Raw genomic sequence first — 12,063 nt, 5'->3', positions numbered from 1 at the left:
TTTTACATTAAACAAACTTTCGCTTAACAATTTGATAACATTGGATTAAAATTTAACATTGGGCAATAAAAAAAGCCCCATAAAAACGAGGCTTTCTATCTTTAAGAAAATGAATGAATTACTTCACCAAGCTGTCCAATTGTACTTTCAACTTAGGATTTGACGGACGCGCCGCATCAGCATCAATCACTACTCCTTTAGGATCAATTAATATAAACCTTGGAATCGACTCAATACCGAAAGCTTTGATGAAATCGGAATTCCAGTTCTTATCAGCAAACAATTGAGTACCGCCCAAAGCTTTTTCGGTTACAAAGGTTTTCCATTTTTCATGGTCTTTGTCAACATCCACAGAAATACTTACAAACTCAATATTTTTGCCGTGATAGCCTTTTTCTAATTCTTTTAAGAAAGGTATTTCGGCTCTGCAAGGACCGCACCAAGTTGCCCAAACGTCAATATACACGTATTTACCTTTTAAACTTTCCAAAGACGTCGTTCCGCCTTTGTGATTTTCATACACAAAATTAGGAGCTGCAGTATTATTCAGTTTTTTATTGGCCATTACTTGCGTGTGGTATTGTTGCAAACCTGACAAGTTGGCTTCTAAACTACTCTTGAACAAGTTGGCAAAATTAGCCTCTAAAGCCGCTTTTTCTAAACGACTTACATCAGCACTTCTTTTTTCTTCAATGGCTTTTTTGAAATTGGCTTCATCAAGGGCTAACATTCCGTCAAAATCGATTTTTTGATCTATCAACGTTTGCTCTGCCAAGAAATTATTCTCTTTGGAACCGGTACCGTAAAACTTTAAGGTTTCGTCAAATTTAGTAGCATCCAAAGACATTTTTAAATCATAACCCGGTTTTAAAAACAATTGCGCGTATTCGTTTCCGTCAAAAAACGTATACATCCCTTCTTTAATGGCAAAAGTTGATTTGAACAAACCTTTGTCATCAATCTTAATTTCCAAAACATTTTTTCGTCCTTCTCTCAAATAAACCACATCGCCTTTTCGGTTGGCAATATCAACTTGAAGCGACATAGTTTCCTGTGCAAAAACGGTAATCGAAACAAAAAACAACAAGGCTGCGGAAATCCAATTTTTCATATGTAATACTTTTTAGTTTTAGAAGAATCAAATATAACTTTTTTAAAATCTCCAATTCCATTCGAGACCAAAAATTTCAACAGAATTTTACACTACTTAATTGATTTTAGTTTTTTACTTTTGCACCCATGACCAAAGGGTCTGATTGTAGGATTTAAAAAAAGCGATTCTAATGTATAGAAGTCACAACTGTGGAGAGCTCAATCTCTCTCAAATTAATCAAGAAGTAACGCTTGCCGGTTGGGTGCAAAAATCTCGTGATAAAGGTTTTATGATCTGGGTAGATTTGCGCGACCGTTATGGTATTACCCAACTCATTTTTGATGAGCAAAGAACAGATAAAGCCGTTTTCGAAAAGGCCAAATCTTTGGGCAGAGAATTTGTCATTCAGGTAAAAGGAACTGTCATCGAACGCGAGTCTAAAAACCCGAATATGGCTACCGGTGATATTGAGATATTGGTATCAGAATTGAACATCTTAAACGAGGCTTTATTACCGCCTTTTACTATAGAAGACGAAACTGACGGTGGTGAAGACATCCGTATGAAATACCGCTATTTGGACATCCGAAGAAATCCGGTAAAAAATTCACTCTTATTCCGTCATAAAGTCGCTATGGAAGTGCGTAAGTATTTATCCGACTTAGATTTTTGCGAAGTAGAAACACCATACCTCATCAAATCAACTCCGGAAGGCGCACGCGATTTCGTAGTACCAAGCCGAATGAACGAAGGCCAATTTTACGCCTTACCGCAATCACCTCAAACATTCAAACAATTGTTGATGGTGGGCGGCATGGACAAATATTTCCAAATTGTAAAATGTTTCCGCGACGAAGATTTGAGAGCCGACAGACAGCCGGAATTCACCCAAATCGATTGTGAAATGGCTTTTGTTGAGCAAGAAGATATTTTAAACGTTTTTGAAGGCTTAACCCGTCATTTATTAAAAGAATTAAAAGGTATTGACGTAGCCCAATTCCCTCGAATGACCTACGATTACGCCATGAAAACCTATGGCAACGACAAGCCGGATATTCGTTTTGAGATGAAATTCGGGGAGTTAAACGCCGTAGCCCAACACAAAGATTTTGCCCTATTCAACTCGGCCGAATTGGTAGTCGGAATTGCCGCTCCCGGCTGTGCTTCTTATACCCGTAAAGAAATTGACGCATTGATTGATTGGGTAAAACGTCCGCAAATTGGTGCCTCAGGAATGGTGTATGTGAAATGTGAAGCAGACGGTACGTTCAAATCTTCGGTAGATAAATTTTACGATCAAGACGATTTGAAAAAATGGGCCGAAGCCACCAACGCCAAAGCCGGCGATTTAATTTTAATCTTATCCGGAAACGCACATAAAACCAGAACCCAACTTTCAGCCTTGCGTATGGAAGTAGCCACCCGTTTAGGTTTGCGTAAACCGGACGAATTTGCTCCTCTATGGGTAGTGGATTTTCCTTTGTTGGAATGGGATGAAGAAAGTGGCCGTTACCACGCCATGCACCACCCGTTTACGTCTCCAAAACCGGAAGATATGAAACTCATAGAAACCGAACCGGGGAAAGTACGTGCCAACGCTTACGATATGGTATTGAACGGAAATGAAATTGGTGGTGGTTCTATTCGTATCCATGATAAAGATTTACAAAGTCGTATGTTCAGCTTGTTAGGCTTTACACCGGAGCAAGCCGAAGCCCAATTCGGATTCCTGATGAATGCTTTCCAATTTGGCGCGCCGCCTCATGGTGGTTTGGCTTTTGGTTTAGATCGATTGGTAGCTATTTTGGGTGGACAAGAAACCATCCGCGACTTTATTGCTTTCCCTAAGAACAATTCCGGACGCGACGTGATGATTGACGCACCATCTACTATTGACGAAGCGCAATTAGAAGAATTACACATCAAATTGAAGCTGTAGAGATAAATATCATATTCTCATTTTACTAGAAAGCAATCATTTAAAAATTCACAAATGATTGCTTTTTTTGTTTCCATTTTTAGAATATTTCAAATATTTCATTGAAAATCATTCAATTAAAATTTTAATTTTTTGTTATTATTTTATTTTTTTTAAGCCAATTTGTTGGCTATGTCGCAAATAAGTATATCTTTGAGCATTATTAATTATTTTTTTATTACAAAATGCGCACAGGTAAAGTTAAATTCTTTAATGAATCAAAAGGTTACGGTTTTATTACTGATGATGAATCAGGAAAAGACATTTTCGTACATGCTACCGGAATCAAATCAGAAGGTTTGAGCGAAGGAGACAAAGTATCATACGAAGAAGAAGAAGGAAGAAAAGGTAAAGTAGCCGCTCAAGTAGTGACTATCGAAGACTAATATATATTATTTTTTGATTACCTAGGTTTAAGCGCTCCGAAATTCGGAGCGCTTTTTTTTGCACAACACTTGTTATTTAAAATCAGTTTAAATAACTAATTTTAAAGAAATAAATAACAAACGTTTAGCCTTTGATTTTTGCGAATTCAATATTGCGATGTATATTTGTGGCTATTTTAAATACACCTAAATTTTAGCCTTATGCAGTCTAATCAATTAGATTATTTACCAATCCTGATGCAAGCAGGTTTAGCCGTTGGATTCGTGGTGTTAACCATTATCGGCTCCAGCTTTTTAGGCCCTAAAAGACACTCCAAAAGCAAAGACAAAAACTTCGAATGTGGTATCGAATCTGTAGGTAACGCCAGGATTCCGTTCTCTGTAAAATATTTCTTGGTAGCCATTCTCTTCGTTCTTTTTGACGTTGAGGTGATTTTCTTATATCCTTGGGCTATTAATTTCAAAGATTTGGGCATGGAAGGCATGATCAAAATGGTCATCTTCATGTCGCTTTTATTAGTAGGTTTCTTCTACATCATCAAGAAGAAAGCATTGGAGTGGGAATAATTAATATTGAATTTTAGATTTCAAATATTTAAAATGTTTTGAAATCTTGGAACAATGTCTGTTAAAAATAATATTTGATATTTAATATCTTATATCTGAAATGGAAAATAAAACAAATATGGTTGCTCCACCGGAAGGAGTAGTTGGCGAAGGATTCTTCGCTACTAAGCTGAATGATGTTGTAGGTTTAGCCAGAGCCAACTCGCTATGGCCATTACCATTTGCTACTTCTTGCTGCGGAATTGAATTTATGGCCACGATGGCTTCTCACTACGATTTAGCGCGTTTTGGCTCGGAAAGAGTAAGTTTCTCCCCGCGTCAGGCCGACATGTTGATGGTAATGGGAACTATCTCAAAAAAAATGGCCCCTATTTTACGCCAAGTTTACGAGCAAATGTCTGAACCAAGATGGGTGATTGCTGTTGGCGCTTGTGCTTCTTCAGGCGGTGTTTTCGACACTTATTCTGTATTGCAAGGCATTGATAAAGTTATACCTGTTGACGTTTACGTTCCCGGATGTCCGCCAAGACCGGAACAAATTGTTCAAGGCGTTATGCAATTGCAGGAATTGGTGAAAAACGAATCCGTTCGCCGCAGAAATTCACCGGAATACAAAGAATTATTAGCTTCTTATAACCTATAATATGGCTTTAGAAACGGCTTACATACAAGACAAATTGGCGCAAGCTTTCGGCAACAATGTGCTGAATTTTGAAATGAAACGTGATATTTTCACTTTCGAAGCTACACCAAACACCATACACGAAGTGATTCGCTTTTTGAAAGAACAAGAAGATTTAAACTTTCACTTTTTAACCGATTTAACCGGAATCCACTTCCCGGACAATGATGCCGAACACCAATTCGCTGTAGTGTACCAAATGCACAATTGGATTGAAAACGTTCGCATTCGCGTGAAAACATTTTTGCCGGATCCGGCAGAAGTAGCAACGGTGACCGACTTGTTTTTGTGCGCCAACTGGATGGAAAGAGAAGCCTGGGATTTCTTCGGAATCAATTTTATAGGACATCCGCAGTTGAAACGCATTTTGAATATGGAAGAGATGGTTTCTCACCCGATGCGAAAAGAATTCCCGATGGAAGACAGCGGAAGAACCGACAAAGACGACCGCTTCTTCGGAAGAACACCAGCTAATTGTTAAATCAATACACATTTCCAATGTCCGATTTATTACTATCACCGGAGCATCGTTATGCTAAAATCATCGAAAAGACTCGCAACGAAGACGGAAGCGAACTCTCTATACTAAACCTTGGACCAACGCACCCGGCCACACACGGAATTTTCCAAAACATCTTATTGATGGACGGAGAAAGAATCCTCGACGCCGAACCAACCGTGGGTTATATCCATAGGGCTTTTGAAAAAATTGCCGAAAACCGTCCTTTCTACCAAATTAACGTATTGACTGACCGCATGAACTATTGTTCTTCGCCTATCAATAACATGGCTTGGTGGATGACCGTGGAAAAACTATTGAATATTGAGGTGCCGAAACGCGCCCAATATTTAAGAGTCATTGTAATGGAATTAGCGCGTATCGCTGACCACTTGATTTGTAACTCTATTTTGGGTGTTGATACAGGAGCTTACACCGGTTTCTTATACGTATTCCAATTCAGAGAAAAAATATACGAAATCTACGAAGAGATTTGTGGCGCCCGTTTAACTACCAATATGGGAAGAATTGGTGGTTTCGAAAGAGAATGGTCTGACGAAGCCTTCAAAAAATTAAATACTTTCTTAGAGGAGTTCCCGGTAGCTTGGAAAGAATTCGAAAACCTATTCGAAAGAAACAGAATTTTCATCGACAGAACGGTAAACGTTGGTCCGATTTCCGCTGAAAAAGCGATGCAATACGGATTAACCGGACCAAATTTACGTGCTGCCGGAATTGACTACGATGTTCGTAAAGCCGCACCTTATTCTTCTTATGAAGACTTCGAATTCGACATTCCGGTTGGAAAATCGGGCGATACTTACGACCGTTTTTGCGTGCGTAATGCCGAAGTTTGGGAAAGTTTAAGCATCATCAAACAAGCGTTAGCCAAATTACCTGAAGGACCAATTCATGCCGACGTTCCGGATTATTATTTGCCTCCCAAAGAAGACGTATACACTAATATGGAAAGCTTAATCTATCACTTTAAAATTGTGATGGGTGAAGTACCGGTTCCGGTAGATGAAATTTACCACGCTGTAGAAGGTGGAAATGGTGAATTAGGATTCTATTTAATTTCCGACGGTAGCCGAACGCCTTACCGCTTAAAGTTCAGAAGACCTTGTTATATCTATTACCAAGCGTATACTGAAATGATTAAAGGCGGCATGCTATCGGATGCTATCGTTATTTTGTCAAGTTTAAATGTAATTGCCGGCGAATTAGACGCCTAAAGAAATAAGATTGCAGACCCGAGCAATGCGAATTGGCGAAGCAATACAGATTTTAGAATGCAGATTGGAAAATCCTAAATCCTAAATCCTAAATCTCAAATTAAAAAATGGAAAGATCACACATCAAACAAGAGATAAACATTACTGAACCGTTGATGGCACGTATCAATGAGTTAATCAGTCATTATCCTGCCGATAAAAAGAAATCTGCTTTGTTGCCGGTTTTGCATGAAGTACAAGATGCCCACGACAATTGGTTGAGTATCGAATTGCAAAACAAAGTAGCAGAGATTTTAGAGATATTACCTATAGAAGTATACGAAGTGGTTACTTTTTATACCATGTTCAACCAAAGACCTATAGGAAAGTATATGTTTGAGTTTTGTCAAACCTCACCTTGTTGCCAAAACGGTGTAGAAGACTTGATGGATTACACCTGCTCTAAATTAGGGGTAAAAGTAGGAGAGCCTACAGCCGACGGCTTGTTTGAAGTGCGCGGTGTAGAATGTTTAGGCGCTTGCGGCTATGCTCCAATGATGCAGTTGGGCGACTTCTACCAAGAGCATTTGACCAAAGAAAAAGTGGATCAATTGATTCAGGATTGCAAAGACGGAAAAATCACTTTACACGATAAATAATATCATGGGAAGAAAAATATTATTAGACAAAATCAATGTTCCGGGGATTAAAACCTATGAAGTATATCGTCGTGAAGGCGGTTATGCTTCGGTTGAAAAAGCCTTGAAAAAAATGACGCCCGATGACGTAGTGGAAGAAGTGAAAACTTCCGGATTGCGCGGTCGTGGTGGTGCGGGTTTCCCTGCCGGAATGAAATGGAGTTTCATCGATAAGAAATCGGGCAAGCCAAGACATTTGGTGTGCAATGCCGACGAATCGGAACCGGGAACTTTCAAAGACCGTTTCCTGATGGAATACATTCCGCACTTACTAATCGAAGGAATGATTGTATCAAGTTATGCCTTAGGCGCTAATTTGTCTTATATCTACATCCGCGGCGAATACATGTGGGTGTACAAAATTTTAGAAAGAGCCATAGCCGAGGCCAAAGCAGCCGGTTGGTTAGGTAAAAATATATTAGGTTCGGGTTACGACTTAGACCTATACGTTCAAATCGGAGGCGGTGCTTACATCTGTGGTGAAGAAACCGCTTTGATTGAAAGTTTGGAAGGCAACCGAGGGAATCCCCGTTTGAAACCACCATTCCCTGCTGTACAAGGTTTGTGGCAAAATCCAACCGTTGTGAATAACGTGGAAACCATTTCGGCTGTGCCTTGGATTGTAAACAATTCGGGAGCTGATTACGCCGCTATAGGTATCGGACGTTCTACCGGAACCAAGTTAATTTCGGCTTCCGGAAACATCAAAAACCAAGGGGTTTACGAAATCGAATTAGGATTATCGGTATACGAATTCATGAATTCCGACGAATACTGTGGCGGAATGCAAACCGATAGACCTTTAAAAGCTTTAGTGCCGGGAGGTTCTTCGGTGCCGATTTTACCGGCGAATTTAATCTACAAAACTGCTGCGGGCGAAGACCGTTTGATGACTTATGAAAGTTTATCCGATGGTGGCTTTGCTACCGGTTCGATGTTAGGTTCAGGCGGATTTATCGTGTATGACGACCGCGCTTGTATCGTTCGCAATACTTGGAATTTCTCTCGTTTTTACCACCATGAAAGTTGCGGTCAATGTACGCCATGTCGTGAAGGAACGGGTTGGTTGGAAAAAGTATTGTGGAGAATTGAAAACGGCCAAGGACGCGAAGAAGACATCGAATTGTTGTGGAGCATCCAATCTAAAATAGAAGGAAACACGATTTGTCCGCTGGGCGATGCGGCTTCATGGCCGGTTGCTGCGGCAATTCGTCACTTTAGAGACGAGTTTGAATACCATATTCGTTTCCCTGAAAAAGTAAAAAACAGAGACCACTTTGTAAATGAGCCTTTTGAAAAGGTGAAACATTTAATCACAAAGCAAGAAGTTTAACATAAATAGGAGCGAATGGCTCGGGCATTTTTGCCATCCATTTTCCCGCTTTCCGCGCTGCATGGCAGCCAGCTGCAATCGGGGCTAAAGAATAAACATTAGTAATAAAATACTCCGTAGGAGTTAAATATTGGTAAATGAAAGTAACTATAGACGGTCAAGAAATTGAAGTAGCACCGGGAACAACCATCCTGCAAGCTGCTCGTATGATTGGTGGAGAATCTGTTCCGCCGGCCATGTGCTATTATTCTAAATTAAAAGGAACCGGCGGTAAATGCCGTTGTTGTTTGGTAGACGTTACTAAAGGTAGCGAAGCCGATCCGCGTCCGATGCCGAAATTGGTGGCCTCTTGTGTAACAGGTTGTCAAGATGGTATGGAAGTGGCCAGCAAATCGTCTGACCGCGTGAAAGAAGCGCGCAAAGCCGTAACCGAATTCCTTTTGATCAATCACCCTCTCGATTGTCCGGTTTGTGACCAGGCAGGCGAATGTGATTTGCAAAACCTAAGTTTCGAACACGGCAAACTACAACAGCGTTTTGTGGAAGAAAAAAGAACTTTCGAACCGGAAGATATCGGACCGTATATTCAATTGCACATGAACCGTTGTATCGTTTGTCAACGATGTGTGGAAGTAGCCGACCAATTGACCGATAAAAGAGTACACGGCGTTTTAAATCGCGGTGACCACTCGCAAATTTCAACTTGTGTTTCGGCAGCTATCGATAATGAATTCTCCGGCAATATGATTGATGTGTGTCCGGTGGGTGCTTTGACCGACAAGACTTTCCGATTCAAATCGAGAGTTTGGTTCAACAAACCGTTCAATGCCCACAGAGAATGTACTACGCCGGGTTGTTGCGGAAAAACCACTTTGTGGATGTTCGGTAATGAAATCCAAAGAGTAACCGCTCGTAAAGACGAATACCACGAAGTAGAAGATTTCATCTGTAATACATGTCGTTTCGACAAAAAAGAGGTTTCGGATTGGGTCATTGAAGGACCGCGTCAATTCGAAAAAGATTCGGTTATCAACCAAAACAAAAAATACAATACTACTGAAAAAGTGGTGATTGAAACCGAAAAAGGCATCTTGATGGGTCGCGAAGTTGACCGCAAAAAAATCAGTATGGCCGACATCGATTACAACGAAAAAATAGACGGTAACCCTATAAACACTAAGAAATAATGGACAGTGCTTTCATCATAGAAAAAAGTGTGGTTATTGTAACCGTATTTGCCATTACCATGATTATGGCGATGTATTCTACTTGGGCGGAACGTAAAGTGGCTGCCTTTTTACAAGACCGTGTAGGACCAAACCGCGCCGGTTGGGGTGGATTATTACAGCCTTTGGCCGATGGTATGAAATTATTTGCCAAAGAAGAATTCGAACCGAATACACCAAATAAATTTTTATTCTTCGTTGGTCCGGCCATTGCCATGAGTACAGCCTTAATGACCAGCGCCGTTATTCCGTGGGGCGACCAATTGGAAGTTTTCGGAAGAACTGTAGAATTACAAGCAACCGATGTGGATGTGGCTTTATTGTACATCTTCGGCGTGGTTTCTGTTGGCGTTTACGGTATTATGATTGGAGGTTGGGCTTCTAACAATAAGTTCTCGTTAATGGGAGCGGTTCGTGCGGCTTCGCAAATGGTTTCTTATGAAGTAGCCATGGGATTATCCATGATTGCTTTATTAATGATGACCGGAACCTTGAGCTTAAAAGAAATCTCTGAACAACAAGCCGGCATGAACTGGAATGTATTCTACCAACCGGTAGGATTTTTAATCTTCTTAATCTGTGCTTTTGCGGAAACCAACCGTACGCCTTTCGACTTAGCGGAATGTGAATCGGAGTTGATTGGTGGTTACCACACCGAATATTCTTCCATGAAAATGGGATTCTATTTGTTCGCTGAGTACGCTAATATGTTTATCTCATCGGCCATCTTAGCCATCTTGTATTTCGGAGGTTACAACTATCCGGGCATGCAATGGATGATTGACAATGTTGGTGTGAATACCGCAAACTTATTAGGAATCGGAGTTTTATTCATCAAAATCTGTTTCTTCATCTTCTTCTATATGTGGGTGCGTTGGACCATCCCGCGTTTCAGATATGATCAATTGATGAACTTGGGTTGGAAAGTACTAATTCCGCTTTCTATCGTGAACATCGTAATAACAGGAATTTGCATTTTAGCTTTTAAATAAGAAACTATGTCAACAGCAATACAAAGCATATCGCTTTCCGGTAAAAAGAAGCAAGTTTCCAATAAGGAAATGACGTTCTTGGAGCGACTCTATTTGGTAGCCATCATCAAAGGCTTACTCATTACCATCAAACACTTCTTCAGAAAAAAAGCCACCATTCATTATCCGGAGCAGGTGAGAACTTTTAGTCCGGTGTACCGTGGTCGTCATATGTTGAAACGCGACGAACAGGGTCGTGAAAACTGTACCGCTTGCGGATTGTGCGCTTTATCTTGTCCGGCCGAAGCCATCACTATGAAGGCTGCCGAGCGCAAAAAAGGCGAAGAACATTTGTACCGTGAAGAGAAATACGCCGAAATCTATGAAATCAATATGTTGCGTTGTATTTTCTGCGGTTTGTGTGAAGAAGCTTGTCCGAAAGACGCTATTTACTTAACCATTTCTAAAGAATTGGTACCGGCACAATACGACCGTGAAGATTTTATTTTCGGCAAAGACAAATTGGTGATGCCGTTAGAAATGGCTATCAAAAATACTCAACTTAAAAACGCTAACTAATGTCGCCTATTTTAATAACCTTCTACTTTTTAGCAGCCATTACGTTGGCCACGGCGTTTTTAACCATTTACAGTAAAAACCCGATTCACAGTGCTATTTACTTGGTACTTTGTTTCTTCTCTATTGCCGGACATTATTTGTTGTTCAACGCGCAGTTCTTGGCCATTGTTCACATTATAGTGTACTCGGGTGCGATTATGGTACTCTTCCTGTTTACCATCATGTTGATGAATTTGAATAAGGAAAATGAAGTCCACAAACCTCGTATTACCCGATTGGGCGCTATTGTTGTTTTTATCCTAATGAGTATCGTTTTGGTGACCATCTTTATCAATTCGAAAACCATCATGGGCGAATACGATACTTCGGGCGAAGATTTCCAATCGATTAAAACCCTTGGGAAAATATTATTGAACGAATACATGGTGCCATTCGAATTTGCTTCCATCTTATTGTTGGCCGCCATGATTGGTGTGGTTTTATTGTCTAAAAAAGAAAAAACGGAGAAAAAATAATGAACAATATTTTAAATCAAATAGGAATAGAAAACTACATCTTCCTTTCGGTACTCTTGTTCTGTATCGGAGTTTTCGGAGTGTTGTACCGCCGAAATGCCATCATCGTTTTCATGTCGATTGAAATCATGTTGAATGCGGTGAACTTATTGTTTGTAGCTTTTTCAACGTACCACCAAGACGCCGAAGGACAAGTATTTGTATTCTTCTCGATGGCGGTTGCTGCTGCAGAAGTAGCGGTTGGTTTGGCCATCTTAGTTTCGGTATTCCGCAACTTAGGGTCGATTGATATTGATAATTTAAAGAATTTAAAAGGATAATC

At 40.2% G+C, this 12,063-nt stretch carries 14 protein-coding genes; 13 read left to right on the top strand and 1 reads right to left on the bottom strand.

Translation table 11 applies throughout. The features are described from left to right. Nucleotides 1-118: 118 nt before the first annotated feature. Nucleotides 119-1,111 (bottom strand): TlpA family protein disulfide reductase, encoded by a 993-nt coding sequence (locus tag ACJG85_RS04050; protein WP_409675852.1) that lies wholly within the window; start codon nt 1,109-1,111, stop codon nt 119-121. A gap of 172 nt (nt 1,112-1,283) precedes the next feature. Between ACJG85_RS04050 and aspS the strand changes: the two genes are divergently transcribed. From aspS to nuoK, 13 genes are all read left to right on the top strand, one after another. Further along, on the top strand, nt 1,284-3,032 hold the full coding sequence (aspS, locus tag ACJG85_RS04045) for an aspartate--tRNA ligase (protein WP_412476987.1): 1,749 nt from the start codon (nt 1,284-1,286) through the stop codon (nt 3,030-3,032). Between the two features lie 224 nt (nt 3,033-3,256). Next, on the top strand, nt 3,257-3,457 hold the full coding sequence (locus ACJG85_RS04040) for a cold-shock protein (RefSeq protein WP_295337237.1): 201 nt from the start codon (nt 3,257-3,259) through the stop codon (nt 3,455-3,457). A gap of 201 nt (nt 3,458-3,658) precedes the next feature. Beyond that, the gene (locus ACJG85_RS04035) at nt 3,659-4,024 is read left to right on the top strand and encodes an NADH-quinone oxidoreductase subunit A (RefSeq protein ID WP_290877206.1); all 366 of its coding nucleotides are present in this window, start codon (nt 3,659-3,661) and stop codon (nt 4,022-4,024) included. Between the two features lie 100 nt (nt 4,025-4,124). After that, nucleotides 4,125-4,667, top strand: a complete 543-nt coding sequence (locus tag ACJG85_RS04030; RefSeq protein ID WP_295337231.1) for an NADH-quinone oxidoreductase subunit B — start codon at nt 4,125-4,127, stop codon at nt 4,665-4,667. A 1-nt stretch (nt 4,668) separates the two neighbouring features. After that, nucleotides 4,669-5,187, top strand: a complete 519-nt coding sequence (locus ACJG85_RS04025) for an NADH-quinone oxidoreductase subunit C (protein ID WP_409675844.1) — start codon at nt 4,669-4,671, stop codon at nt 5,185-5,187. Nucleotides 5,188-5,204: 17 nt separating this feature from the next. Next, nucleotides 5,205-6,440, top strand: a complete 1,236-nt coding sequence (gene nuoD / locus ACJG85_RS04020) for an NADH dehydrogenase (quinone) subunit D (protein WP_409675840.1) — start codon at nt 5,205-5,207, stop codon at nt 6,438-6,440. Between the two features lie 107 nt (nt 6,441-6,547). Next, entirely contained in the window at nt 6,548-7,078 is a 531-nt protein-coding gene (locus ACJG85_RS04015; protein WP_395632838.1) for a complex I 24 kDa subunit family protein, read from the top strand. Between the two features lie 4 nt (nt 7,079-7,082). Next, on the top strand, nt 7,083-8,450 hold the full coding sequence (gene nuoF, locus ACJG85_RS04010) for an NADH-quinone oxidoreductase subunit NuoF (RefSeq protein WP_409675836.1): 1,368 nt from the start codon (nt 7,083-7,085) through the stop codon (nt 8,448-8,450). A 137-nt stretch (nt 8,451-8,587) separates the two neighbouring features. After that, nucleotides 8,588-9,637, top strand: coding sequence for a 2Fe-2S iron-sulfur cluster-binding protein (locus tag ACJG85_RS04005; protein ID WP_412476986.1), 1,050 nt, complete (start codon nt 8,588-8,590; stop codon nt 9,635-9,637). Beyond that, complete coding sequence (gene nuoH, locus ACJG85_RS04000; RefSeq protein ID WP_412464936.1) at nt 9,637-10,668, top strand: NADH-quinone oxidoreductase subunit NuoH; 1,032 nt, start codon at nt 9,637-9,639, stop codon at nt 10,666-10,668. Before ACJG85_RS04005 ends, nuoH begins: the two co-directional genes overlap by 1 nt. A gap of 6 nt (nt 10,669-10,674) precedes the next feature. Continuing rightward, nucleotides 10,675-11,226, top strand: coding sequence for a NuoI/complex I 23 kDa subunit family protein (locus ACJG85_RS03995; RefSeq protein ID WP_412464935.1), 552 nt, complete (start codon nt 10,675-10,677; stop codon nt 11,224-11,226). Continuing rightward, nucleotides 11,226-11,741: an NADH-quinone oxidoreductase subunit J family protein gene (locus ACJG85_RS03990; RefSeq protein WP_324689184.1), complete on the top strand. Its 516-nt coding sequence runs from the start codon at nt 11,226-11,228 to the stop codon at nt 11,739-11,741. The genes ACJG85_RS03995 and ACJG85_RS03990 overlap by 1 nt, the downstream gene beginning before the upstream one ends. Then, nucleotides 11,741-12,061 carry an NADH-quinone oxidoreductase subunit NuoK gene (gene nuoK, locus ACJG85_RS03985; RefSeq protein WP_324689186.1) on the top strand — a complete coding sequence of 107 codons (321 nt, stop codon included), beginning with the start codon at nt 11,741-11,743 and terminating at the stop codon, nt 12,059-12,061. The genes ACJG85_RS03990 and nuoK overlap by 1 nt, the downstream gene beginning before the upstream one ends. Nucleotides 12,062-12,063 lie beyond the last annotated feature (2 nt).

Origin of the sequence: Flavobacterium mekongense (assembly GCF_047038255.1) — a bacterium.
GTDB lineage: Bacteria > Bacteroidota > Bacteroidia > Flavobacteriales > Flavobacteriaceae > Flavobacterium > Flavobacterium mekongense.
This window is presented reverse-complemented; position numbering and strand designations above follow the sequence as displayed.

What these genes read in the sequence shown, in the direction of transcription:
- ACJG85_RS03995 (WP_412464935.1), top strand. Translation starts at nt 10,675, where the DNA reads ATGTCAACAGCAATACAAAGCATATCGCTTTCCGGTAAAAAGAAGCAA.
- nuoF (WP_409675836.1), top strand. Translation starts at nt 7,083, where the DNA reads ATGGGAAGAAAAATATTATTAGACAAAATCAATGTTCCGGGGATTAAA.
- ACJG85_RS04025 (WP_409675844.1), top strand. Translation starts at nt 4,669, where the DNA reads ATGGCTTTAGAAACGGCTTACATACAAGACAAATTGGCGCAAGCTTTC.
- ACJG85_RS04005 (WP_412476986.1), top strand. Translation starts at nt 8,588, where the DNA reads ATGAAAGTAACTATAGACGGTCAAGAAATTGAAGTAGCACCGGGAACA.
- ACJG85_RS04015 (WP_395632838.1), top strand. Translation starts at nt 6,548, where the DNA reads ATGGAAAGATCACACATCAAACAAGAGATAAACATTACTGAACCGTTG.
- ACJG85_RS04050 (WP_409675852.1), bottom strand. Translation starts at nt 1,111, where the DNA reads ATGAAAAATTGGATTTCCGCAGCCTTGTTGTTTTTTGTTTCGATTACC.
- ACJG85_RS04040 (WP_295337237.1), top strand. Translation starts at nt 3,257, where the DNA reads ATGCGCACAGGTAAAGTTAAATTCTTTAATGAATCAAAAGGTTACGGT.
- ACJG85_RS03990 (WP_324689184.1), top strand. Translation starts at nt 11,226, where the DNA reads ATGTCGCCTATTTTAATAACCTTCTACTTTTTAGCAGCCATTACGTTG.
- nuoD (WP_409675840.1), top strand. Translation starts at nt 5,205, where the DNA reads ATGTCCGATTTATTACTATCACCGGAGCATCGTTATGCTAAAATCATC.
- ACJG85_RS04035 (WP_290877206.1), top strand. Translation starts at nt 3,659, where the DNA reads ATGCAGTCTAATCAATTAGATTATTTACCAATCCTGATGCAAGCAGGT.
- nuoH (WP_412464936.1), top strand. Translation starts at nt 9,637, where the DNA reads ATGGACAGTGCTTTCATCATAGAAAAAAGTGTGGTTATTGTAACCGTA.
- ACJG85_RS04030 (WP_295337231.1), top strand. Translation starts at nt 4,125, where the DNA reads ATGGAAAATAAAACAAATATGGTTGCTCCACCGGAAGGAGTAGTTGGC.
- nuoK (WP_324689186.1), top strand. Translation starts at nt 11,741, where the DNA reads ATGAACAATATTTTAAATCAAATAGGAATAGAAAACTACATCTTCCTT.
- aspS (WP_412476987.1), top strand. Translation starts at nt 1,284, where the DNA reads ATGTATAGAAGTCACAACTGTGGAGAGCTCAATCTCTCTCAAATTAAT.